The sequence below is a fragment of the Agrobacterium sp. ES01 genome (genome assembly GCF_050320885.1).
In the GTDB taxonomy this organism is placed as follows: domain Bacteria; phylum Pseudomonadota; class Alphaproteobacteria; order Rhizobiales; family Rhizobiaceae; genus Allorhizobium.
Genome location: NZ_JBNQTH010000004.1, coordinates 393,976 through 416,829, shown reverse-complemented (window position 1 = coordinate 416,829; position 22,854 = coordinate 393,976). Strand labels below are relative to the sequence as shown.

At 56.8% G+C, this 22,854-nt stretch carries 21 protein-coding genes; 8 read left to right on the top strand and 13 right to left on the bottom strand.

Translation table 11 applies throughout. The features are described from left to right. Positions 1–296: 296 nt before the first annotated feature. Complete coding sequence (locus ACQQ2Q_RS14815; RefSeq protein ID WP_428187868.1) at positions 297–1,376, top strand: DUF262 domain-containing protein; 1,080 nt, start codon at positions 297–299, stop codon at positions 1,374–1,376. Further along, positions 1,369–1,908, top strand: coding sequence for a HEPN domain-containing protein (locus ACQQ2Q_RS14810; protein WP_428187867.1), 540 nt, complete (start codon positions 1,369–1,371; stop codon positions 1,906–1,908). The genes ACQQ2Q_RS14815 and ACQQ2Q_RS14810 overlap by 8 nt, the downstream gene beginning before the upstream one ends. 378 nt (positions 1,909–2,286) lie before the next feature. On the opposite strand, the gene ACQQ2Q_RS14805 is transcribed toward ACQQ2Q_RS14810, so the two are convergent. From ACQQ2Q_RS14805 to ACQQ2Q_RS14765, 9 genes are all read right to left on the bottom strand, one after another. Beyond that, entirely contained in the window at positions 2,287–3,336 is a 1,050-nt protein-coding gene (locus ACQQ2Q_RS14805; protein WP_428187866.1) for a major capsid protein, read from the bottom strand. A gap of 3 nt (positions 3,337–3,339) precedes the next feature. Then, positions 3,340–3,714: a head decoration protein gene (locus ACQQ2Q_RS14800; protein ID WP_428187865.1), complete on the bottom strand. Its 375-nt coding sequence runs from the start codon at positions 3,712–3,714 to the stop codon at positions 3,340–3,342. Positions 3,715–3,726: 12 nt separating this feature from the next. Then, positions 3,727–4,698, bottom strand: a complete 972-nt coding sequence (locus tag ACQQ2Q_RS14795) for a head maturation protease, ClpP-related (RefSeq protein ID WP_428187864.1) — start codon at positions 4,696–4,698, stop codon at positions 3,727–3,729. A gap of 100 nt (positions 4,699–4,798) precedes the next feature. Next, positions 4,799–5,338 (bottom strand): hypothetical protein, encoded by a 540-nt coding sequence (locus ACQQ2Q_RS14790; RefSeq protein WP_428187863.1) that lies wholly within the window; start codon positions 5,336–5,338, stop codon positions 4,799–4,801. An 11-nt stretch (positions 5,339–5,349) separates the two neighbouring features. Further along, positions 5,350–5,901: a hypothetical protein gene (locus ACQQ2Q_RS14785; protein ID WP_428187862.1), complete on the bottom strand. Its 552-nt coding sequence runs from the start codon at positions 5,899–5,901 to the stop codon at positions 5,350–5,352. Positions 5,902–6,088: 187 nt separating this feature from the next. Continuing rightward, positions 6,089–6,574: a hypothetical protein gene (locus tag ACQQ2Q_RS14780; protein ID WP_428187861.1), complete on the bottom strand. Its 486-nt coding sequence runs from the start codon at positions 6,572–6,574 to the stop codon at positions 6,089–6,091. Further along, the gene (locus ACQQ2Q_RS14775) at positions 6,562–7,320 is read right to left on the bottom strand and encodes a hypothetical protein (RefSeq protein ID WP_428187860.1); all 759 of its coding nucleotides are present in this window, start codon (positions 7,318–7,320) and stop codon (positions 6,562–6,564) included. Before ACQQ2Q_RS14775 ends, ACQQ2Q_RS14780 begins: the two co-directional genes overlap by 13 nt. Before the next feature lie 412 nt (positions 7,321–7,732). Then, positions 7,733–8,215 (bottom strand): hypothetical protein, encoded by a 483-nt coding sequence (locus ACQQ2Q_RS14770; protein ID WP_428187859.1) that lies wholly within the window; start codon positions 8,213–8,215, stop codon positions 7,733–7,735. Then, positions 8,208–9,029, bottom strand: coding sequence for a LuxR C-terminal-related transcriptional regulator (locus ACQQ2Q_RS14765; protein WP_428187858.1), 822 nt, complete (start codon positions 9,027–9,029; stop codon positions 8,208–8,210). The genes ACQQ2Q_RS14770 and ACQQ2Q_RS14765 overlap by 8 nt, the downstream gene beginning before the upstream one ends. An 807-nt stretch (positions 9,030–9,836) precedes the next feature. Between ACQQ2Q_RS14765 and ACQQ2Q_RS14760 the strand changes: the two genes are divergently transcribed. The 4 genes from ACQQ2Q_RS14760 to ACQQ2Q_RS14745 all read left to right on the top strand — a co-directional run bounded on the left by ACQQ2Q_RS14760 (position 9,837) and on the right by ACQQ2Q_RS14745 (position 17,188). Beyond that, on the top strand, positions 9,837–11,510 hold the full coding sequence (locus ACQQ2Q_RS14760; protein ID WP_428187857.1) for a hypothetical protein: 1,674 nt from the start codon (positions 9,837–9,839) through the stop codon (positions 11,508–11,510). A gap of 126 nt (positions 11,511–11,636) precedes the next feature. Continuing rightward, positions 11,637–13,637, top strand: coding sequence for a hypothetical protein (locus ACQQ2Q_RS14755; RefSeq protein ID WP_428187992.1), 2,001 nt, complete (start codon positions 11,637–11,639; stop codon positions 13,635–13,637). Between the two features lie 11 nt (positions 13,638–13,648). Next, a complete protein-coding gene (locus tag ACQQ2Q_RS14750; RefSeq protein ID WP_428187856.1) occupies positions 13,649–15,832 on the top strand; it encodes a type I secretion system permease/ATPase in 2,184 nt (727 codons plus the stop codon). A gap of 12 nt (positions 15,833–15,844) precedes the next feature. Next, complete coding sequence (locus ACQQ2Q_RS14745) at positions 15,845–17,188, top strand: HlyD family type I secretion periplasmic adaptor subunit (protein ID WP_428187855.1); 1,344 nt, start codon at positions 15,845–15,847, stop codon at positions 17,186–17,188. A 149-nt stretch (positions 17,189–17,337) separates the two neighbouring features. On the opposite strand, the gene pcaF is transcribed toward ACQQ2Q_RS14745, so the two are convergent. From pcaF to ACQQ2Q_RS14730, 3 genes are read right to left on the bottom strand one after another with little or no spacing between them, the layout of a single operon-like run. Beyond that, positions 17,338–18,543 (bottom strand): 3-oxoadipyl-CoA thiolase, encoded by a 1,206-nt coding sequence (gene pcaF, locus ACQQ2Q_RS14740; protein ID WP_428187854.1) that lies wholly within the window; start codon positions 18,541–18,543, stop codon positions 17,338–17,340. Positions 18,544–18,553: 10 nt separating this feature from the next. Then, positions 18,554–19,240 carry a 3-oxoacid CoA-transferase subunit B gene (locus tag ACQQ2Q_RS14735; protein ID WP_428187853.1) on the bottom strand — a complete coding sequence of 229 codons (687 nt, stop codon included), beginning with the start codon at positions 19,238–19,240 and terminating at the stop codon, positions 18,554–18,556. Beyond that, positions 19,237–19,944, bottom strand: coding sequence for a 3-oxoacid CoA-transferase subunit A (locus ACQQ2Q_RS14730; RefSeq protein ID WP_428187852.1), 708 nt, complete (start codon positions 19,942–19,944; stop codon positions 19,237–19,239). Before ACQQ2Q_RS14730 ends, ACQQ2Q_RS14735 begins: the two co-directional genes overlap by 4 nt. Before the next feature lie 117 nt (positions 19,945–20,061). Here ACQQ2Q_RS14730 and ACQQ2Q_RS14725 point away from each other — a divergent pair, with 117 nt between their 5' ends. Next, positions 20,062–20,820, top strand: coding sequence for an IclR family transcriptional regulator domain-containing protein (locus tag ACQQ2Q_RS14725; protein WP_428187851.1), 759 nt, complete (start codon positions 20,062–20,064; stop codon positions 20,818–20,820). 12 nt (positions 20,821–20,832) lie between these two features. Here ACQQ2Q_RS14725 and ACQQ2Q_RS14720 read toward each other — a convergent pair whose 3' ends face one another. Next, the gene (locus ACQQ2Q_RS14720; RefSeq protein ID WP_428187850.1) at positions 20,833–21,528 is read right to left on the bottom strand and encodes a fumarylacetoacetate hydrolase family protein; all 696 of its coding nucleotides are present in this window, start codon (positions 21,526–21,528) and stop codon (positions 20,833–20,835) included. Positions 21,529–21,802: 274 nt separating this feature from the next. On the opposite strand from ACQQ2Q_RS14720, the gene ACQQ2Q_RS14715 reads away from it, so the two are divergent. Further along, the gene (locus tag ACQQ2Q_RS14715; protein WP_428187849.1) at positions 21,803–22,261 is read left to right on the top strand and encodes a MarR family winged helix-turn-helix transcriptional regulator; all 459 of its coding nucleotides are present in this window, start codon (positions 21,803–21,805) and stop codon (positions 22,259–22,261) included. The last annotated feature ends 593 nt before the right edge of the window (positions 22,262–22,854 follow it).

The window sequence follows — 22,854 nt, the reverse complement described above, 5'->3', positions numbered from 1 at the left end:
CCTCGCATCTGCGAGAGATGGCCGCTTCCCCCTCAACAGACCTTCGAACATTTCGCAACCAGCGGCAGCGTTTCAGATCACGCCGAGTTCATTCCAACGACCGAAATGCGGTTGCTTTCGATATGGCATTTGCACTGTGTAGGAAATAGATTTTTGCTAATTAACGTTGCAGCAAATTTTGGAATAAGGATCAAACCAGAATTAAGCCATTGCTCGCAAGGCCTGTAGGGGCTACGTTTCCGGATTGGCTTCAATACCATGTTGCAAAGATTCAAATGAACTGAGGTAGATTTAACGTGATCGAAAGTAATGAAGTCGAAATCGAATATCTAACCAATGACGACACAGAGACTTCTACCGTCGAATTTAACATTGTTGTTACGTCAAGCGACTGGACGCTGGAACTTTTGGCCAGCAAGTTTCAAAGCGGTGACATCATCATTCCGGATTACCAAAGGAAATTTGTTTGGGATATCAGAAGGGCATCGACACTAATTGAGTCGTTTGCAATTGGCCTCCCTGTACCTCAAGTTTTTTTCTACGAAAACAATGATGGGCAGCTTGAGGTCATTGATGGCCAGCAGCGAATAACCTCTATTGCATATTTTTTCGAAGGGTTCTTTGGAGGGGAAGATGTGCAAGGCAGAAGAAAAGTCTTCAAGCTGAAAGGTCTGGAGCAAAGAAAAGACTTAGAAGGCAAATCATTTGATGAACTTGACGAACGAACCAAGCGCAGGATTAAGAACGCCAGTTTGCGAGGCGTAACTGTCAAGCAATTAACCCCTAAGGAGGAACAGCCAGAAAGTGTTTATCACATCTTCGAAAGGTTGAATACTGGGGGGCAACCGCTAAATGCACAAGAAATTAGGAATGCTGTTTATAGAGGCAAACTCTTGGCTGAACTTGAACGGCTAAATTTGGATGGAAACTGGCGGAAGATTTACGGGAAGCCAGAGCCTGACCCTAAGCAAAGAGACATTGAATTAATTTTAAGACTGCTAGCATTCTATAAGAACATGAAAAGCTACAAGCCGCCTATGAAAGACTTTCTGTCTAGTGAAATGTCAAAGAATAGGGGCTTTGATACCGATAGGGCGAAGGAATTCAGCGCTGCCTTCACTAGGGCTGCTGAGGCGGTGACGAGCGTCTTGGACAAGCCCTTTAGGCCAAGAGGGCTTTTGAACGCAGCTACACTGGAAGCTGTGATGGTGTCTTTAATGGAGCAAGGTGCTGAAGCTGAGTTTACGAAAGATGCTTATGATGCTTTGATGAAAGATGAGGGCTTCCAAGGCACAATAACCTCGAATACTTCAGATACCGATAGTGTTACATCACGGAAAAGTATTGCAGAAAAAGTACTTTTTGAACATGAGTGAGATACTAGATGAAAATTTCAGACATATTCGCGACTTGGCTCGAGACATCGAAGAAAAGCTGAACGGCACGTCGAGTACGGAACAACGGCTGCGAAACGAAATTGCTGGAATGTTCGCAGTTACAATTGCAGCCTCTTACGAGGGCATCGTCAAGGAAACTTTGGTGAGCTATGCTGGCAATTTTCATCCGAAGTACCGATCGCATATCGAGAAGGATTTCGATAGGTTAAATGGGCGAATTTCCTTAGATGATCTAAAAGCCTATTCTCGCCGATTTGGCTTGACAGAATGGGTAGGGCATAAAGTCAAAAAAAATTCCACGACTTTCCATAAAATTCTTGAGCAAAGAAAGACTATAGTCGAACGTAGATTTAGAACTGACCTAATAACAAGTTACGAGAATATTTTCACTTGGAGGCATGCTTACGCTCATGAGCGCGCAACAGTAGCAACCTTCAGCGATGTCTACAAGGCACATAGAGTCGCTCAGTATGTAATTCGGTCTTTTGTGAAGGCGTTTGAGTTGGGCTAAATTCTATTGTTCTCCGTCAAATTAAGTCAGCAATATGATTCTACTGTATTCCACTCAGCTTAGAGAAATGAATGTGCGCTTTAGCTGAAAGACGTCGTTCGTTGCGGATCGAGCGAATCACCGCTTGAGGCCGAAATTGGCAACGCATCTTGTGCCGATGAGTGACAGCTTAACTCAATCGGTGAAAGTAGGCCGTCAGGCCGCTTCCGGCCCCAAACCGGGCGATATTTTTCCAGACAAAATTTCAAGTAGTGTGATGCGGTTACGGGAGTCATTCCGCAGCAATTTTCTCTCCGCTGACCGGTGGAGTATGGCTCCTGCTCGGCGCAACACAATAGTAAACTATGCATAGATAGAGACGGTGCCAGCAGAGTTGCTTCATATCGCCGCACCGATCTTGAGCCGAACCATAAGGTTTGGCCGCTGGCAAAGCGGAAGGACATTCGATTCCGAATGGATATCCATGCCCTTGTCGTGATCCAGCTCCTTGGTCGAGATATGGATTTTCTCTTCGGCTTTCGGCTTCTTGTTCGCCCCTGAAAGCGTGTCGGGCGGCGCGACGTAGCGCTTGAAGTACTGACTGCCCAGCGGGACCAGGATGGCTTCGTCTTCCGCAACCGCCTCGCGGGTCACTAACGTTCCATCCGGCTGAAGATACTGGAATTCCTCGTCGATCCGTTCGAGCGTCAGACCCGCGAATGTGAAGATGTCCTCGACATCGTCCCGGTTCGGGTTGGGTGTCTGTCCGCTGTATTGCCCCAGCTGGTCTTTGACGAACTGGTGACCGACGTAGCGATCAAAGAACTCCTTGCCGGCCAAGGCGCGCATGCCGGTGACCGGCGTCCCGCGAAGCTCCTTTCTGATGATCGCCTTTGCGGTCCGGTTCAGCTCGGCAATATCGGTCGTCGCGGTTTCGAGATCGAACAGAACCTGTACCGGCTCGATGTCGAACTCCTCGTAGATGTTCGCGAGCTGCTTGCCGGTCGCATCGATGACGATACCGTTGAGCGCCCCCCAATCCAGCCAACTATGGGTCTGGTGGTGCTTCTCCCGGATGTCGTCGAGCCGTTGCATATAGACGCTGGTCAGGCTCTCCATGACATACTCGCTGTCCCAGGCGACGAGGTTCTGGATGTCGCTGGGCTTGATGGTGTCATCGAGGGGGAAGTGGGGAATATGAAAGTCCACCACACCCTTTTTGTCGGGACGGGTGTTGAGGTTGCTTTCGCCGCCTCGTTCCTTGGCCGGAATAAGGATGAGGTCGCGCTCCTGGACGCCGAGGCGGACATAGGTGGTGTTGATTGGCGTGTCGGTGAAGATACCGAGCTGCGCAGGCCGGCCAGTCTGATATGGCGCGATGTTGATTGCTTCGGTCAGGGCGTCGGCAGCGAAGTCCGGAGCGGTCAGAAAATCCATTGGTGTAGACATGTGTCAGGCTCCATTGCGGGCGACGATCCCGGCTGCTTCGAGTTGATTGATTGCGGTTGCCTGTTGCGCGGCATCGATGCCGGCCGGCCATTTCAAGAGGTGGCTTGCTACCAGCGCATGCCGCTTCAGATTGACGACCGTCTGATCGGCGGCGGTCGCGTCGGATCGCTGTAGAATGACTGCCACAGCCGTTTCCGTGCCGTCGGCGGCTTCAGGGTCGAGCGGTTTGAACTTGCCGGTGCTGGTCACTTTGCCAAGGACCGTGCCCAACTGGACAATGCCCGATCCTGACGCGAGTGTGTCCTCGTCGCGGGAATAGGCTGGGTTGGCTTCGTACTTTACGACGTCGCCGACAAGGATGAGGTCGAGTGTTCGCATGTCCGTTTCTCCTTACTTCGCGCCGTGCCGCTGCTTCATTGAGGTGACTAGCCGAGATTCTCTCTCGCCCTTGCCGTGAGAGCGGCTATGGAGGCCCTCGGCGTTCAGCTTGCCGTCGGCACGAACGCGATTTCTGGCAAATGCCGATCCCAGCTCGTCGGCCTCGCTCGCCCCTTTCGGCGCTGCGGACATGACCGCGATCGCCTCCTCTGGCGATAGTGCTGTCTCGTAGGCCAGGTGTTCGGCCAGCTCACCGCGCCCATCAGCCTCGTCGGCTTTCATGATGGCTTTGATCCGCGCCGTGGCTATGGCTTGCGCCTGATTGTCTTTGGTCATTTTTGCATCCTTTTCGGGCTGCGGCTTCGAGGCCGTCCAATTCTTCTCGCTCGCCAGGGCGACGAGCTGTTGAGGCGCATGCTTGAATTTGCTGTAGTCGAAGGCCGCGAATGCAAGTGTCTTTGAGGATTGTGCGACCGCATCCGCGAACCCAGCTTCGACAGCGTCGTCGGGAGAGAACCAGGTCTCGGCCTTCATGAGGTCGCGGCATTGTTTGGGCGACTTGCCGGATTTCTTGGCGTAGATGCCGGCATATGTCTTCGCTAGCACTTCCAAGGCTTCGACGGTCCGGCTCAGAGCCTCAGAGTTGCCGAAGGTGAACGCGCTTGGATCGTGGATCATCATGACGGAACCGGGAGACATCGAGACGGTCTCTCCGGCCATGGCGATCAAAGAAGCCGCCGAGGCTGCAATACCGTCGACGACGACATCCACGCCGCCGGCTCTCGCATCGAGCATCGCGTAGATCGCGGCACCTTCCGACGCATCTCCACCCGGAGAGTTGAGATGAACCGTGAGACGATCTCGGGCCGGAAGATCTTGAACCGCCAACAAGACATCGACGGCGGAAAACGCTTCGCCGTCGAAGATGTCGTCGCCAACTGCGCCATGCAGATGCAGAGTTTTTCCAATCAAGATCGCGGACATTCGGCTTGCCTTCAGTTTCCAAGAGGTGCCGCCACCCGGAGACCGGGGGGCTGCTTTTCGTAGGAGGGACGCGTGGCACTAGTCGCGTACTTCAACCCGATCAGGCGTCGGGGATAGGGTGGTGCTCAAATCGATTGGCGCGGCGCTCTGCGATCTCGGCGCGGTATTCTTCGATTGCTCGGCGCATCTGCTCCGGGGGCACTGCCTTGGCATCATGGGAAACCCGCTCGCAGAAGCGTGGAAAGACCTCGTCGAAGATCGGCCACATACGAACCTGCAGGGAAACTTTCACATCTGGACCGTCGCGACCGACCCATCGGCCCTCGCCGTTCTGCGCCAATCGAAAGTCTCCCGTGACAGCCGGACTGTCGGAAGCCTCACCGATGCGGAGTGCACCGTATGGCGAGTAAGGCCGTATGGCCTCGACGGCGGCTGCAGGTACGAAACCGGCATCAAGCAGCGCCTTGATCGTGGCGAGGCTGATCACATCCCAGATCATGAACGGAGCGCGCGCGCCGTTGCCTGGCTGCTTTTCGGGAAACAGACCCTGCTTCGCCATCCAATCGGCGATATGCGCTTCGGTGATGCCGGCGACGGCTGCGGCTCCGGCGCGATCAAGGGAAATAAGTTCAAGCTGCATAAGAGGCTCCGCTAGCGTATGTTGGTTCCGGTGTTCTCAGGATGTTCTCCTGTTCCGGCGACAGTGGCGGGGCCTTTGGGAAATTCAAAACCATCTTGAATTTCCGCTTTGAGGATCTGGGCCAGACGTTTTTCGCCGGGCACTCCTAGCTCGCTTCTCAGCAACCCCCACCAGATAGAATTGGGCTGCGCAGCTGGACCTTTGGCGCTGTGACGTTCTCGCGGCCAACGCGTCGTCTCGTACCGACGGAACGAGGCAGACATTTCCTTCGCCGCCGCATTCGGCGACAACGACGCCCATTCAGGGATACGGCTCCGGAGTCGACGAAGGACACGATCCCGGCGCAAAAGGCCGATTTTTTTGACAGCCGGAACGCCGCCCCACTGCGTGATGCCAAGAGCCGTGAACAACGAGGTGTCGAAGCCGTCAGCGATGCACTCTTGCAGTGCTTGAGCCAAAAGCGATCGGCTTTGCTCTGGTAGTTTCTGGCCGTGGTCCAGAAATTCCGCGAGCTCGAAAACAGCCCTAAGTCCGGGATGAGAGCGGGAGATTGGCGGCGTCATCGGCGCGTTTCTCCCATCCGTGCAGTGCACGCGTGCAACCGTGCATCCGTGTACCGCTTGCAAAGGTTCGCACTAGGCAAATCCCGCAGTCGCGCGCCCCCGTCGAAGGTGGATTTGCTCAAACGGTCCCTAAACCGGGGGGTGTCCGGTGATGGGGTGAGCTGGATGACATCGAGCAGAGCAGGCATCATCGTTGCTCACCTGCCGGATATTTGATTGCGAGATGCCGAGCCGCCAGCCGCCATAGCCAGGCGGTCTGTTTCTCCGTCATGTTGAAGAGCTGCCCACCGACAGAAGCGCACTCCCTCATGTTTGAAATGAAGTCGCGCTCACGCTTCGACAAAGCCTCAATCTCAAGCAGAAGGGTGGTAAGCATTAGCACGTCATCCACGGGCAGTGACTGCGGCGAAGGACCATTCTCGACGGGCTCGGCGTCACGATAGACGATCCGCTCTTCGACCTTCACGACATCGCGATAGACGATCTTCTCGACGATCCGCTCTTGCGGCTTCTTGTCGATCAGGTCGGCCAGGTCATGGAGGCTTAAGCCAGCGGACTTGAGGGTACGCTGCAGCGCCTGAGCCGTCGCGAAGACCTCACCGGCATGGTTGCTCGACAGCAACGGCAGAAGCTTCCTTAGCTTCTTGGAGACAGAGGGAGCTACTTCGCCCATTCCCGGCCCCTCTGCGCCGACGGTGGCCGCGCTATCGGCGTTGAGTAGGCGCTCCAAGGCGTCCAAGTGGCTTCATTGCCGCTGGCAGAACGCACTGTCGTTTCCGAGGGTTCTCGGTCGAGGCCAAAGCCTGCCTTTTCAAAAGCCGACAGCACCGTCTCGGCAACCTCAACGCCTTTAGTTTTTACTGAAGTCACTGAGGTGTTCAATCTTTTGAACCCTATCGCCCTAACGATCCAATCCCGCCAAGCCCGTGAGACGATCTTTATGATGTTGGTGAGGTTCTTGCCCGAACGCTGCGGACGTTCTCGCACCGAGATATGGCTCAGCTCCTTAGAGCGGGCTTTTCGAAGGGCGTTCTGCACCGAGGTTCGCCCCACGCCTGCAACACGAGCAATCTCGTCCAGGCAGAGGTCACAGAAGCCTTTCTGCTTGCAGCGATCCGCAATAACGGAGAGAGCAGCCCGCTCGGCCTCCGAGTAATAGCCGCGCAGCTCGGCTGGCATGCTGCTGCCACCACTCCATTTGCGGCGGCGCAGGATCTCTCTGGAACGCTCCTCGGTCGTGACGCGTCGACGCACGCGCTTCGTCACCTGCTCAGCCGCTTTGGCAGCCGTCTGACGCTCATGAGGACGTGTTGCAGCCTTGGTGCCGGCGCCACTTTCGAAATAGCTGTCCTCTGCGCGTGCAGCGCGTCTGACGATGCTGGTTCGCAGTAATGCCGCCGATGGAGAGAAGCCGCTCATCGTGGCACCCCGCCCAAGATATACCCAAGAAAAGGATCACAGACAGGCTGATGGATGTTGACAGACGTGTCCTCGGATAGCAGAGAAGCCCGGTTCCCCGGTGAGGCCACCGTGTTGACATCGTAGGGGTCACAGGTTCAATCCCTGTCACGCCCACCATCCGATCTTCCTGAAGTCTCAGGCGTCTGCAAGGTTGACGATATAATCTACCTTTTCCTCTTCTTACCCGTCCGCTATTCGCCAAAACGAAACGTCGCATGAATGCGGAGACATCATGCAATGGCCCTCGCCTCTGGGCCAGAGGGCCACCAAAATCACACCTCCGCGCCTGCCCCCTCCATCTTCATCGGCGATCCTGAGTTTTCCACAGGCCAATTCACGGTAGTCCCTCGCCAAGACCGGACACGCCGGGTCATTTGGGGAAGCCATATTTTTCAGTAATGCTCCAGAATGACTGGTTTATCCGGATAAGAGAGCGAATGCTCTCGCGAATACGCTCTATTTCCTGATCGTCGAGTTCTTCGATCTTGCCATATTTAATGTCTTCCCGGCTTTCGAAAATACGCATTGACTGGGTCAATCCGCGGCCGCTGTCGGGGTCGAACGAATAGATACAATGGTTGTATTTGTTACGAAGTTTTGCCTCTTCTGACAGGCGTTTCGTTGATGCCAGCACATCCGCGCGACACTCTGCCGGCGTCTTTTGCATCTTTGCCAGGCGCTCGACGAGATCGATGCGTGCACGCGGCGTATTGAGCGTCAGAAAAATGACGATCGCCGTCTCCTTGTCCGATTGGGCGAGGCCGGCAATCATATGGATCAACAGACTTTCGGTATTGGTCCAGGTATAGTTCAACTGCCCGATCAGCAGCAGCACATCCTGGAATCTACGCATCGCCGTCCGACAATGGATTGTTACGCGGGCTATGATCGTAGCCGGAACCCGAAGCGCCGCCCTCCCTGTCCCTGTTTTCGAAATAAAGGGCACCAGCCTCGGTTCGATTGTGAACGCCGAGCTTGGTAATGATGTTGTGGATATGGATCTTGACCGTGTGTTCCGACAAACCCAGCGTTGCGGCAATAATCTTGTTCTGGTTGCCCAAGGCAATCTTGGCCAAGATCTCGTTTTCACGCTTGGTCAACTGGTGCATGACCGCACCTTGCTTCTCTTGCACCAGTTGCGGTTTCGGCCCGTCATATGGGCCGTCATTTTCGTTTCGCCAACTGATCCTGTCTTGATTTCGATAGGCGACAAACGGGAAATACGTTCCTCCCCTCAGGATGATACGCAGCATTGAAAGCAAGACATCAAGACTCACGTTCAAAGGCAGCACGCCCTGGACGTGGCTGGTGTCGATGAGATGAAACCGCTCGACGCTGCCGCGTAAATCGCTGTCCGTAACAATCGCAATGGCAGACGAAGGATGCTGGGCAAGCAATTCGTCGGCGCACTCGCTCAGCTCATGGGCATGGATCAAATCGACCAGCACAAGTCGCAGTGGAATATCGAATTCCTCGAAAACCGACCGCATGGTGACACTTTGTGCCACTCTGAGAAAGGGAAATTCTCTCTGAATGGCCGCAGCCATTGCCCCGGATATAACGTCCGACGGGCCGACATACAGAAGCGTTCGAAGATTCGGCATCGCGTCAAGAGAAGCCGCCAACTCCTCGCCACCGCTTGCGACGTCTGGCGCAAGTTGTTTCATGCAGCATCCCTCCCCGATACAATCCCAGAGTGCACTTATCGAATGCAATCTACGGTCCGTTAGAAAAACGTAAACCAAACAATAAAGATTGGGAATAGTCCGAATGATCTAAAGGACGCGCTCATAGACATGATGGGCGAGATCATTGTTCCAGCACATTTCAAACGAAGCCCTTTTACCGTCGCATACACAACCAAAGGTCTAGATCGTCTACACACAACGAATGATATTCTGACGGTAAACTACTCTCTTTACACCACTTCATTGCCAAGCGGTGGACGGCACGATTTCATCCGCGCTGCCAATGATCGTACCAGAACAGTCCCCTTCGGATGAGCACCAGCCTGATACATCGAGGCTGAGCCCAACAGTGCCATCGACTGTTTCATTTCGAGCCGATGATCAGACAGCAAGAACTTGACCGTGGAGAGGGCGAGTCATGACGACGGCATTGCCAATCTAGATCGCCGAGCATCAATGCCGCAGCGCACATTACTAGCTCTATTTATCAGCTTATCTCCGGCCCCCAACAAGTAGAGACTCAGATTCGAGGCGCCGACCTTGTTGTTCGCGTTGGGCATGATTCTCTGAAGGACACGGCCCGAACGGAGTTCGACACCTCTCAACCGCATTCATGGGGAACAGTTGGAGGAGCATCAACAATCGCCGGAATGGCGACACGAATAGTGGCCCCATGAGGCAATTCGTCTTTTAACCGCAGACAAATCCGGAATTCGCATGTGAAGACCGTATAGAAGATGAATAACGGTCAAGCAGTCGCGGAATCCGGCAACGGAGGATACGACTATGTCAGGCAGTTCAAGGCATCACAATTATCACCACAACGATGACGACCAGCATCAGAGTGAACTTCAGGCCCAGGCCCAGCTTGAGGCCCAGGCCCAGCTGCAGGCGCAGATGGAAGCTCAGGGACAGGGACAGGGACAAGGCCAGGAGCAGTCCCAATCGAGTGAATCTGACAACTTCAACGGTAATCTGAATGGCAACGGAAACCTGAACGGCAATCTGAATTACAACGAGAATGTCAGCACCACCACGGTCTCTGTTGGCGTGACCGTCGATCCCGGTATCGAAAACCTGATCCCCACCGATGACGACTTCGCCGATGTCGATGTCTCCGGCGGCTCGTCGGTCGAAGGCATGTTCAACGTTCAGTTCGACGATGTAATGAATGATGCCCTCGATGGCGCGGGCAATGATGTCGGCAATGTCTTTAACCAGATCGCCAATCTTCAAGACAACGACAGGCTGGACAATGCCGAAGTCCGAAATGAAGCCGGCTTCACGGTAAATGCAAAAGCGAACGGCGGAACAGCCAAAGCCGAAGATGGCATTAACGGCGGCGGCGAAGGCGGCAACGGAGGGAGCAATGCCGACGCCGACGGCGGCAATGGTGGCGACGGCGCCGCGGCATTTGGTGGCACGGCTCTCGGCGGTATCGGCCTTGGTGGTTTGGCACTGAGCGGTGCTGACGGTGGCGAAGGCGAAGGCGGCGATGCCGATGGGGCAAGCGCCACATCGGGCAACACGAACTCTGGCGCAGCGCTCGGCGGCATTGGTGTCGGCGGCGATGGCGGCACCGGTGGTTCCGGCACGGGCCTCGGCCTCGGTCTGGGTCTCGGCCTTGGTGCCGGTCTGGCAATGGGCGGCACCGGCGCCGCAGGCAACAACTCCACAGGTGGCACCGGAAGCGGTGGCGCCGGCGGTGACGCAGAGGGTGGCGATGCCGATGACGCTGGCGACAGCGAAGCCACGGGCGGTGACGGCGGCAATGGTCTGGGCCTTTCTCTCGGCCTGATCAATCCGATCCTCATCGACAATGAGGGAGGCAATGCCGGAGGCAGTGGCAACGGCGGCGACAACACAGGCGGCGCGGCGACTGGCGGTGGTGCCGGTGGTGACAGCGGCAACAGTGGTGCGGCCAGCAATGCTGGCAATGGCGGTGGCGGTGGCGACGCCGGCGGTATGGGCCTCGGTCTCGGTGCTGGCAATGGCGCTGGATTTGGCGTCGGCGGTGACGGCGGCAATGGTGCTGCCGGCAATGGTGCCGGTGGCGCTTCAGGGAATGCAGCCGGCGGTGATGCCTGGGGCGGTGATGCCTGGGCGACCGGTGGAGATGGTGGCGCAGCTCTTAGCGGTGCCTGGACATCCGGCACCGGTGGCGGCGCAGTCGGCGGCTGGGCAGATGGCGGCGACGGTTCCTTCGGGGGCATGGGCGGCACTGCCTCGACCGGTTACGGTGGCGAGGGCGACGGTGGTTCCTGGGGGTCTGACAACGGTGATGACGGATATGTCACCGGCACGAGTTCCGCCAGTGCGGATGCCGGCATAGACACCAGCGCCTTCAACCAGGAAATCGTCATGGGCGCCAACCTGCAGCAGAATGCCATCGACATGACGATTGTCGGCGGCAGCCTGACCAGCACGGTTGTGGGCGAGGACGGCGACGACGGCGTGTGAGCCGGGACCGGACTTAGCGACATAACAAACACTCTGGAACTGCGCAGGCTTCCTGCGCAGCTCCCTTGTGCCTCATGACATGACGTCATGGCGGCACCTTGGAAACAAGGAGATACGGCCTTGACGATGATGGACAAATTTACCGAAGAGATCAGTCATTTTATCGGCTTCTTCCATATCAACGTCGAGACTGTACGGGCCCGGGACGCTTATAACGAATTCGCCTTCCACAAGGCCGATGTCACCTTGGACAAATTGCCAATCCACACCAGTGATTTTGCAGCACCATTCGATCTTCTCGGGTTTGAGCCAGGCTTTGGTTATCGCTCCCCTGCCCCCGATCACTGGTATGTCGTCAACAGACCTTTTGAAACGCAACTTTCGACAGGTGGAAGACTGGTCGGCGACCAGCTCGATAGTCGGGTATTTCGCGCTGCGCCTGACCAGGATCTCAATATATCGAACAATGCGGTGCGTTATCTCTCTCCAGAGATTGAACCGCCCGGATCGGTCGTCAATCAATTCAACCAGGCAATCTCCCTGTCGGACGACGACTATTTCAGCGTTGGCGGACATGGACTGACATTCAATCCGCAAGCCATCGATGACGCGGCTGTGCTGCAGGGAGTGGAAGAGACCCTTGCTTTGTCGCCTCTGGGTGACCTTGTCCGCCCGGGCTCAAACGAAGACTTCATCAATGTGATCCACACGGTGATGGACAGACTGCAGGATGTGCCCGAAGGCAGTGACGCCGTTCAGCTCCACATCAGCGCGAAATCGATTGACGGGATTTATGTCAACGGCGAAATGGTCGAGGAAGTGCCTTTAGTCGAGGACTATCACTCGTTCGACGAGGATGAAGAGGGAACTGACGCCACCGACGAAAGTTCCAGCACGTGGACATCCGACAACGGTGCGGTCTCCATAGACGTTTCAGTGGAGGTTCATACCGGCGGCAACACACTCATTAACAATGCGGTGCTGCAAAACTTCTGGACAGGCGGAACCGTCACTTTGGTTGCCGAGGACCACATCGAGGTCAATGCGATCGTCCAGATCAATGCATTGTGGGATACCGACTCGATTACCTCATCCGTCAGCAATCTGACTGCGGACGCAGCCGCAAACGAGCTGTTCAATATTGCAACCTTCGAGCATCTGGATACCGCCGGGGGTTCCGAATCTGGTGAAGGGGCCAACGACGGCTATCCTGCATTCTGGGCGGTCACGGAAATCCATGGCGATCTGATGATCACCAACTGGCTCGAGCAGATCATTTTCATGAGCGACAACGACGTCGGCATTCTGTCGGCCTCCGGCGTGAGCACCAGCGTGGTCGCTGGCGACAATTTCGCGGTCAACCATGCCTCGGTCTTCGAGTTGGGATTTTTCTACGATATGATCATCGTAGGCGGCTCCATCTTCGACGCAAACATCATCCATCAGATGAACATCCTGTTCGACAATGATCTTGTCGGCGCAACGGACGATTTTCAGACTTCCGGCGAAGGTTCTTTTTCTTCCTCAGGCAACTTGCTCTGGAACCAGGCGCGTATAGCCACGCTTGGCGATCCCGACCGTTTCGACAGTCTGTCGCAGGCGCAGAGCGACACCCTGGGATCATTTGCCAATGGCAAGGGCGACATCGCATCCGAATTCCTGTCCAGCGAAGATTTTGCAGGGCTGCAGGGTCTGCGGGTCCTTTATGTCAGCGGTGACCTGATCAACCTTCAATACATTCGGCAGACGAATATCCTCGGCGACAGCGATCAGATCGCTCTGGCAATGGATGCCATAGCGCCCAATCTCGACGCCACCTGGACGATCGAAACGGGATCCAATGCTCTGCTCAACAATGCAACGATCATCGATCTCGATTCCGTGGGAAAGACCTATATCGGCGGGCAACAATATTCGCAGGAAACACTCTTTCAGGCGGAAATGATCTCGACCCATCCCGACTTTGGTAACCCGAACCCGGATGCACTGGTCAATGAAGCCGTGCTCTTTCTCGATGATTCCATGCTCGATCGGGACGATCACGCAATGACATCCGACGCCTCGTGTCTGCCGTCGGACTACGACGGCCATGCGTGTGACGGCGTAAACAGCATGATTGGCCACTGAAGGGGGCATTAATGTCGGAATTCCGCAAACACCTTGACCGGGCAATCGAGCCCGTGGAAGCTCCGGCTCCAAGAGCGTCAAGGTTGGAAGCGTCAAATGACACGGGCAGCACCTATGCCAGGCTCGGACGAGCCGTCGACGATTACATCAGAGGCGTGTTCGGCAACCCCGCAGCGCGACCATCCGAGGCCGCAAAATCGGTCCAGCCCCCCAACAACCTGCGCGTTGCCTACAGCCAACCGCCCAGGACAGAAAGCTCCGAAGCCGAACCGGCGGCGGAGGCCAGGCAAGAGCCCGCGCCGGACTCCGAGGAGCCGCGAATCCAGCCGCTAAAATCCAGAGCGCCGGATGGCATGAAGGTGATCGATGGCGAATGTGGGCCGACCAGGATCGAAACGTCAACCACTGACAGACCGCAATCGAAGAGCGGAAATGGCGGCGGCGTTGGCGGGGGCGGCACCTTCCACAAGCGACTTGGGCAGGTCGATTTCAATGCCAGCCTGAAGGCCGGGATTCACGCCGTCAAACGTAACTTGATGATCGTCATGGTGTTTACCGTTGCCAGCAACGTGCTTGTGCTGGCCATACCGATCTATCTGTTTCAGATTTCGGATCGGGTCCTGACCAGCCGGTCCACCGATACGCTGATTATGCTGACGATCGTGATCGTCGGTGCCATCATTCTGCAGGCCGCCTTCGACGCTTTGCGCCGTTTCATCCTGATGCGAACCGCCGTGGAGGTTGCAGCCCAGCTCGGGTCGCCGATCCTCAGTGCGGCGGCGCGGGCATCTTTGCAGGGCAATGGTCGTGAATACCAGACGCTCGGAGACCTTCAACAGGTTCGCTCGTTCCTCGTCTCGCGCACGCTGCTCGCCTTTTTGGACGCCCCGATTGCGCCCATCTTCCTGCTGGCGGTTTTCCTGATTCATCCGCATCTCGGCTTCATCGTCGTGGTCACGGCAATCCTGCTGTTGATCTTCACCCAGATAAACCAGCGCATCACGGCAGAACCATTCGCCGAGGCCAACACAGCGCAAGTCAAGGCGAACCTGCATCTGGATTCGATGACCCGCAATTCCCAGATCATCAATGCCCTGGCAATGATCCCTGAGGCAGTGCACATTTGGGGCAAGGACACGGCCACATCGCTGAAAGCGCAGGTTATTGCCCAAGACCGGAACATCGCCATTGCCGCGATATCGAAGGGTGTCCGTCTTCTGACGCAGGTGACCATGCTTGGTTGGGGCGCCTATCTTTCGCTCCGCGGTGAACTCACCGGCGGGATGGTCATTGCTTCCTCGATCATTGCGGGACGCGCTCTCGCACCAATCGAAGGTGCGATCGAGGGATGGAACCAGTTCAGCCAGTCGCGCGCCGCCTATGGTCGGATCGCCGCTTTGCTCAAATCCTCGCCACTCAATTTCGAGCGCCTCAACCTGCCCAAGCCAGAGGGCCGGCTCGATGTCGAGCGGTTGCTCTATGTGCCGCAGGGCACCAAGCGGGTGGTACTCAACGGCATTTCCTTTTCCCTGCAACCGGGCGAGTCGCTCGCTGTTATCGGCAATTCCGGTGCGGGAAAGACCACGCTCGGCAAGATGCTGGTCGGATCGATCCTTCCCACCTCCGGCAATGTGCGTCTGGACCTGATGGACCTGCGCAACTGGGACCAGCGACAGTTCGGTGAAAACATCGGTTACCTGCCGCAGGACGTGCAACTGTTCCCCGGCACGATCAAGGCCAACATCGCCCGGATGAGATCGGATGCGGACGACGAACAGATCTACCGAGCAGCGATGCTGGCCGACGTGCACGAAATGATCGCAGGTCTTCCGCATGGCTACGAGACCATGGTCGCAGCCGATGGTTCACCACTGTCAGGCGGTCAGAAACAGCGCGTAGCACTGGCGCGCGCCTTTTTCGGCGATCCCCATCTGGTGGTTCTCGACGAACCTAATTCCAACCTCGACAGTGCCGGCGACGTGGCCCTGATGCGCGCCTTGCAGCATGCCAGGGATCAGAAAATCACGATGATAACCGTCACCCAGCGCCCTTCCCTGCTCACCAGCGTCGACAGGATTCTCCTGCTGGTCAACGGCACGGTTGCCTTGTTCGGCATGCGCACGGATGTGCTCAATGCGTTGCAAGCCCGAGGCATCGATATCGAGGGTGGCTCATTCGGTCATCAGTTGCAGTAGGAGGCGACGGGCATGTCAGACATCGCCAAGGTCCACGACATCGAGTGGTATTCCGAAGTGCCACGATCGATCAGCAAGCAGACGATTGTCGGTCTTGTTCTGATGGCGGTCGCTTTTGGCGGTTTCGGCACATGGGCCTCCACCGCCCCGCTGGCGGCGGCCGTCATCGCCCAGGGCAGCTTCGTTGCCACCGGCCAGAACAAGGTCCTGCAGCATCTGGAAGGCGGTATAATTAAGCAGATCTTTGTCAACGAGGGCGATCAGGTCGTCGAAGGTCAGGCTCTCGTGCAGTTGGACGAGACCGCTGCAATGGCGAAAAAGCGTGAACTGTTCTTGCGCCGCATGCGACTGGATGTCACCGCAGCACGGCTGACGGCTCAGTTCGAGACCGTTGAAAAACTCGACTTCTCACTGCTTTTGAAAGAACATCGCGGCGATGCCGATGTCTGGGCAATTCTGGTTAGCCAGCAACTCAACTTCAGAAGTCAGCAACAAAAACTGTCCAGCGAGGTTGCCCTGTTGCAGCAGAATATCCGCGCGCTCGAATTTCGCGAGATGGGTTATACACGGCAACGCGATGCGACGATCCGCCAACTCGATCTTCTGAAGGATGAATTCGAGGCAAAGGAGATCCTGCTAAAAAAAGGCGTCGCACGCGCCAACGACGTCAAAGCCCTTCTCAGGGCCATAGCCGAGGCGGACGGTCAGATCGGTAGACTGGAGGCAGAAATCGCCGAGACCCAGGCACAGCGGACGAAAGGCGAGCAAGAGGTGTTGCGCGCGGAAAGCGCCTATCGGGAAGATGCATTGGAGCGCCTGCAATCCATCCAGGGCGAGCGCGACATGGTGCGTGAGCAGTTGCGGGAAGCGACCAATGTCCTGGAGCGCGCAACCATCAACGCACCGGTTGCCGGGACCGTCGTCCGTATCCACTATCACACAAATGGCGGCGTTATCGAAAGTGGCAAGGCTATCCTTGAAATCCTGCCGGCCGGCGTGCCACTGATCATCGAGGCCCAGATCTCGCGCAACGACATAGACAGTGTCAAGCTTGGACAACAGGCAACCATCCGGCTGGTCGGGCTGAACCAGAGAACGACACCCGTGGTCAAGGGGGAAGTCCTGTATCTTTCCGCCGACGCGCTTCAGCAATCGGGCAATGCATCATCCGCCCCGCATGATGTTTACCTGGCACGGATCAACATTGCACCGGCTGAACTGGCGCGGGTGCATGGCTTCACGCCAACCCCTGGCATGCCGGCCGAAGTGATGATCCAGACCAATGAGAGGACCTTCTTCAACTACATCGCAAAACCCGTTGCCGACAGCATGTCACGCGCATTTTCGGAACAGTGAAAACGCGGCGGGGGACGCCGCTGATTTGACATGGTTGTCACCGGGAGATGGTCACAGCAGCAGGGTAATATTGAATGACACCGGTCCTGCGGTTGCTGTTATCTCCGTCGGTGGAAGCAGTATCCGGCGCCGAAGCGCCGGATCGGGGATCAGACCCGTTCAAGCGCGATGGCAATGCCTTGCCCGACGCCGATACACATGGTCGACAATGCATATCGCCCGCCGCCCAGTTTAAGCTGGAGGGCCGCTGTGCCAGTGATGCGGGCACCCGACATGCCCAGCGGATGACCAAGGGCAATGGCGCCACCATTGATGTTGACGCGAGCGTCGTCGTCGGCAATGCCGAGATCGCGCAGAGTTGCGAGCCCTTGAGAGGCGAACGCCTCATTGAGCTCGATCACATCGAACTGGTCCTGCGTCATCCCAAGCCGCGTCATCAGCGCCTTCGAGGCCGGTGCCGGACCGAAGCCCATGATCCGCGGTGGAACGCCAGCCGTGGCCCCGCCCAGAATCCTGGCAATCGGTGTCAGACCGTGTCTTTTGACGGCTGTCTCGGATGCAATGATGAGCGCCGCTGCGCCGTCATTCACACCCGATGCATTACCGGCCGTCACAGTGCCGCCTTCCTTCTTGAAGGGTGTTTTCAGCTTGGCCAGTGTTTCAAGTGTGGTTGCGCGCGGATGTTCGTCCCGATCCACCACCACAGGATCGCCCTTTCGCTGCGGAATGGTCACCGGGGTGATTTCCTGCGCCAGACGCCCGTTGGCCTGCGCTTCAGAAGCCTTGGCTTGTGAGCGTACGGCAAAGGCATCCTGATCTTCGCGACTGACCTTGAAGTCTTCGGCGACATTCTCGCCCGTTTCAGGCATCGAATCGACGCCATACTGCTTCTGCATCAGGGGATTGACGAAACGCCAGCCAATGGTGGTGTCGTAAATTTCGGCATTGCGCGAGAAAGCGCTCTCTGCCTTCGGCATGACGAAGGGCGCACGCGACATGCTTTCCACGCCACCGGCAATCATCAGGTCAGCCTCTCCAGACCTGATGGCGCGGCCAGCCATGATGACGGCATCCATCCCGGAGCCGCAAAGCCGGTTGACGGTTGTACCGGTGACAGAGACCGGATAACCGGCCAGCAACAACGACATGCGCGCAACATTGCGGTTATCTTCTCCTGCCTGATTGGCGCAGCCGTAGATCACGTCCGCGACAGCTTCCAGATCGAGATCCGGATTGCGCTCGGCAAGCGCCTTCAGGGGAATGGCGCCAAGGTCATCGGCCCTGACGGAGGACAGAGCGCCACCGAAGCGGCCGATGGGGGTGCGAATATAGTCGCAGATATAAGCGTCAGCCATGCGTGTCTCCTTAAAGTGCTGGCACTTTGAGTTCGGCAATATCGCCTTTGACCAGCAACTCGGCCCCGGTGACGGCCTGCAAGTCTTCGAGCGAAATTTGAGCCAGTTTCTCCTTCAATACGAAGCGACCATCTTCGATATCGACGACTGCGAGCGAGGTGTAGACACGCGTCACGCAGCCAACACCTGTGAGCGGCATGGAGCAACGCTTGACCAGCTTCGGATCGCCCTTCTTGGTATAATGCTCGGTGATAACCGCAACACGCTTGGCGCTCTGGACGAGATCCATTGCACCGCCGACCGCTGGCACGCCGCCCTTGCCCGTCGACCAATTGGCCAGATCACCATTTTCCGCGATCTGATACGCCCCGAGGATGGCCACATCCAGATGGCCGCCGCGAACCATGGCGAAACTGTCGGCATGATGAAAGAAGGCCGAACCCGGCTTCAGCGTGATCGCCTTCTTGCCCGCATTGATGAGATCCCAGTCCTCTTCGCCGGCAGCAGGTGCCTCACCGAAGCCGAGAACCCCGTTTTCCGTATGGAAGATCGCCTCACGGCCCTCGGGCTGGAACTTGGCCACCATTTCCGGAAAACCGATACCCAGGTTGACATAGGCACCGTCATGAATGTCCTGCGCGGCGCGCCAGGCGATCTGTTCGTTGGACAGCTTGATGTTGTCGAGTGCTTCGCTCATGGGTAGACAGCTCCCTCGCGGTTGAGGATTTCTTCCTGCTTCGGATCGGACACTTCGACAACGGCATCGACAAAGATACCCGGCGTGACAACGTGTTCGGGGTCAATGCCGCCAGGGGGAACGATCTTTGTCACCTGAGCGATCGTTCGGGTCGCAGCCGTCGCCATCAGTGGATTGAAGTTGCGCGCAGCCATCCGGTAGGTGAGATTTCCAAGCCGATCGCCAAGTTCCGCCTTGATCAGCGCAAAATCGGCCTTCAACCAGCGCTCCTGCACATAGTGCCTGCCCTCGAACTCCTGAACGGGCTTTCCGTCGGCGAGATCCGTTCCGTAGGCCGTGGGCGTATAAAAGGCTGGAATACCGGCACCGCCGGCGCGAATACGCTCCGCCAGCGTTCCCTGCGGAACGATTTCCAACTCGATCTCGCCGGCCAGATAGAGATCGGTGAAGACCTTTGGATCGGCAGATCGCGGAAACGAGCAGATCATCTTGGCCACCATGCCCTGCTCGATCATTGCGGCGATACCGACATGACCATTGCCGGCATTGTTATTGATGACGGTGAGGCCTTTCGGTCCCTTGTCGATCAGCGCGTGAATGAGCTCTATCGGAGCGCCGGAGCCGCCAAAGCCACCGATCATCAATGTGGCACCGTCGCCGATATCCGCCACAGCCTCGCGGAGCGAGGCAATTGTCTTGTCCATTAAACCAAACCTCCCGTAAAATGGGTTTTGCATTCTGGTGTAGGCCAATTGATATGTCAGGCAATCCCGTTTGTGCGCATATTGACATTTGTTCAAATGGATTCATGATCCGTGCGCATGTTGAACAAAACTGACGTTATCGCTTCCTTCGCCAAGGGATTGCGCGTTCTCGAATGCTTCGGTGCGGAGCGCCCCAGACTTGCCATTGCCGATGTGGCGGATGCGACCGGGCTTGACCGCGCCACAGCGCGCCGCTGCCTTCTCACCCTGCATGATCTCGGCTACGCGAATTATGACGGCAAATTCTTCACGCTGACACCGAAGGTGCTGCGTCTGGGTATGGGCGCATTGGCGGCCCTGCCGCTGCCCCAGATTGTCCAGCCATGGCTGGATCAACTGTCCGAGCAGATCGGCCAATCGTGCTCGGTATCGATCCTCGATGAGCACGATATAGTCTATATGGCCAGAGCGGCCCAGAAGCGGGTGATGTCGATCGGCCTGATGCCTGGGTCAAGGCTTCCCGCCCATTGCACCTCAATGGGTCGCGTTCTTCTGGCAGCGCTTCCGCAAGATGCGGCGCGCAATCTTGTGGAAACGTCAGACCTCACACCGCGCACACCCCATTCCCTCACCGATCCGGATGAAATCATGCGCGTGATCGCCGACGTCAAGATCAAAGGTCACGCCATCATCGATCAGGAAGTCGAGATCGGCGTACGCTCGCTGGCGGTCCCTGTCCTGAACGCCAAGGGCCAGACCGTGGCGGCGCTCAACACCGGCATGGCCGCCCTTCAGACAGAACCGGACGATCTTGTCCGTCTCTATCTGCCAGCGCTTGTCAGAGCGCAGGAAGGCCTGCGCCGTGTGCTCAGCTGAGAGCTGCAGTCCTCATTCAGCAGCGCCGATGGTCAGAACAACCGGCTCCAATCCCTCGATCTGCCCCTTGAGCGTATCGCCAGGCAGAACGGCACCGACGCCGGCTGGCGTTCCCGTGTAGATCAGATCGCCTGGCACGAGATGATAGAAATTCGACAGATGGCTGATCAGCTCGGGAACCGACCAGATCAGATCCGACAGATGCGCATCCTGACGCACATGATCTCCGATCTCCAGCCAGATACGCTGTTCACCGGGCTTGCCGAATTCAGCCGCCCGGGTGATCTCGGAGATGGCCGCAGAATTTTCAAAAGCCTTTCCAAGCGACCAGGGCCGCTGTTTGGCACGGGACGCCAGCTGCAGGTCGCGTCGGGTCATGTCGAAGCCGCAGGCATAACCAAAAATTGCCGCTTCCGCTTCTTCAGCGGCGATACGGAATGCCGGTCCACCAATGGCGACAACCAGTTCCAGTTCGTGATGCAGATTGCTGGTGCCGGGCGGATACGGAATTTCGGCACCCGACAGAACGATGCAACTCGGCGGCTTGGTGAAATAGAAGGGTGCCTCCCGGTCAACCTCGAATCCCATTTCAGCGGCATGCTCGGCAAAATTACGTCCTACACAGAAAATCCTGTGCACAGGATAAGCGTCGCTCTCGCCACGAACGGGAACGAGAGGGGTTGGCGGAACGGCAAACAATGCACTCATGTGATGACGACCCTGTGGATATCCGCAAACCGAAAGTCGCGGACAATTATGCTCATGTGCTTGAAGCACGGAACCGGATCGGGAGCAACAACAACAGAAGAGTGGCATGTCGTGCCAAGTTCAATCGCGAGCGCGACTGGAAAAACTCAATCATATTAGACCAATGGCGCATGCCAAGACCCTTGCTTGCCCCCGTCCCGACACTAACTTGCTCTTCCCTACATTCGCAATTGAGGGTAGAAAAACAAGACATATTTGGGGAGGGCCGCACCTTATGCTGGAAGTTTATGAAATGCCGGGACATCTCGTACGACGCCTAAATCAGGCATCCGTATCCATATTCATGGAAGAAATTGGCAAGGCAGGCTACGACCTGACGCCAGTTCAATACGCTTCGCTGGCCGCAATCGCCAACAGACCTGGACTGGATCAGGCGACGCTTGCAAGCCACATAGCCTATGACCGCGTTACCATCGGCGGTGTCGTTGACCGACTGGTGCAGAAGGATCTCGTGCGCCGCGAAATTAGTCCTGCTGACCGACGCGCGCGCGAACTTTTCCTCACCGACAAGGGCACAGCCGTACTTGGCGAAATTCGCCCGATTGTGAGGAGCACGCAGGATATGCTGCTCGTTGGCCTTAACAATGAGGAACGGACACAGTTGGTGGCGCTTCTCAGAAAGTCCGCAGATGCTGTCAATGAGCGCAGCCGCGCTCCGCTGCGCATGAGTTGAGCATCGATGGCGACGATGCAGGTGACGTCGTCGTCAGCAAGTGGCGGGTTTGTCGCGACACGTGGGATCGGCCCATATCCCGGCCTTGAGCGTGACGGCACGTTGTTCTGCACCCGACAGCCCGCTGCCGGGCGCAGCATGCGCAAATCCAGATAGAACCAGACGTTCTGCAAGATCGTCTCCGCCCAAACGGCAGTCAACGAGTCTGGTTGACTGCGCCAGGGTTTGGGATTTGCATTCGAGATAACGGCCTGTGATCAACCTCCTCAGATAGGCCCGAGATTGGCCGCCGCAGGCGAAAACAGCCCCGCGATCATTGCGACACAATGATTTGTCAGGATGCATACCGATAGCCTTTGCCACGATGTAGATCTGTACGCCTATCGAGAAGGAAGCGCCGTCATGGACTTTGACGGCTGGGCTCACCCGGAACTTCAGAAAATGATCATCCTTGAAACCGGGAACACGCTCATAACTTTGCCGAGTGCGATCGATCCTCATCGGTTGGTCCGTCCACACGGGCGTATCCGAACCGGAAAGCGGCCATAAATCACGGGCCGACATCGGTTCAATTGTCAGCAGCAACGAAAACG

Bases quoted from the DNA above. Each gene is read 5' to 3' on its own strand.
- ACQQ2Q_RS14810 (WP_428187867.1), top strand. From the start codon at position 1,369: ATGAGTGAGATACTAGATGAAAATTTCAGACATATTCGCGACTTGGCT.
- ACQQ2Q_RS14805 (WP_428187866.1), bottom strand. From the start codon at position 3,336: ATGTCTACACCAATGGATTTTCTGACCGCTCCGGACTTCGCTGCCGAC.
- ACQQ2Q_RS14800 (WP_428187865.1), bottom strand. From the start codon at position 3,714: ATGCGAACACTCGACCTCATCCTTGTCGGCGACGTCGTAAAGTACGAA.
- ACQQ2Q_RS14795 (WP_428187864.1), bottom strand. From the start codon at position 4,698: ATGTCCGCGATCTTGATTGGAAAAACTCTGCATCTGCATGGCGCAGTT.
- ACQQ2Q_RS14790 (WP_428187863.1), bottom strand. From the start codon at position 5,338: ATGCAGCTTGAACTTATTTCCCTTGATCGCGCCGGAGCCGCAGCCGTC.
- ACQQ2Q_RS14785 (WP_428187862.1), bottom strand. From the start codon at position 5,901: ATGACGCCGCCAATCTCCCGCTCTCATCCCGGACTTAGGGCTGTTTTC.
- ACQQ2Q_RS14780 (WP_428187861.1), bottom strand. From the start codon at position 6,574: ATGGGCGAAGTAGCTCCCTCTGTCTCCAAGAAGCTAAGGAAGCTTCTG.
- ACQQ2Q_RS14775 (WP_428187860.1), bottom strand. From the start codon at position 7,320: ATGAGCGGCTTCTCTCCATCGGCGGCATTACTGCGAACCAGCATCGTC.
- ACQQ2Q_RS14770 (WP_428187859.1), bottom strand. From the start codon at position 8,215: ATGCGTAGATTCCAGGATGTGCTGCTGCTGATCGGGCAGTTGAACTAT.
- ACQQ2Q_RS14765 (WP_428187858.1), bottom strand. From the start codon at position 9,029: ATGAAACAACTTGCGCCAGACGTCGCAAGCGGTGGCGAGGAGTTGGCG.
- ACQQ2Q_RS14760 (WP_428187857.1), top strand. From the start codon at position 9,837: ATGTCAGGCAGTTCAAGGCATCACAATTATCACCACAACGATGACGAC.
- ACQQ2Q_RS14755 (WP_428187992.1), top strand. From the start codon at position 11,637: ATGATGGACAAATTTACCGAAGAGATCAGTCATTTTATCGGCTTCTTC.
- ACQQ2Q_RS14750 (WP_428187856.1), top strand. From the start codon at position 13,649: ATGTCGGAATTCCGCAAACACCTTGACCGGGCAATCGAGCCCGTGGAA.
- ACQQ2Q_RS14745 (WP_428187855.1), top strand. From the start codon at position 15,845: ATGTCAGACATCGCCAAGGTCCACGACATCGAGTGGTATTCCGAAGTG.
- pcaF (WP_428187854.1), bottom strand. From the start codon at position 18,543: ATGGCTGACGCTTATATCTGCGACTATATTCGCACCCCCATCGGCCGC.
- ACQQ2Q_RS14735 (WP_428187853.1), bottom strand. From the start codon at position 19,240: ATGAGCGAAGCACTCGACAACATCAAGCTGTCCAACGAACAGATCGCC.
- ACQQ2Q_RS14730 (WP_428187852.1), bottom strand. From the start codon at position 19,944: ATGGACAAGACAATTGCCTCGCTCCGCGAGGCTGTGGCGGATATCGGC.
- ACQQ2Q_RS14725 (WP_428187851.1), top strand. From the start codon at position 20,062: ATGTTGAACAAAACTGACGTTATCGCTTCCTTCGCCAAGGGATTGCGC.
- ACQQ2Q_RS14720 (WP_428187850.1), bottom strand. From the start codon at position 21,528: ATGAGTGCATTGTTTGCCGTTCCGCCAACCCCTCTCGTTCCCGTTCGT.
- ACQQ2Q_RS14715 (WP_428187849.1), top strand. From the start codon at position 21,803: ATGCTGGAAGTTTATGAAATGCCGGGACATCTCGTACGACGCCTAAAT.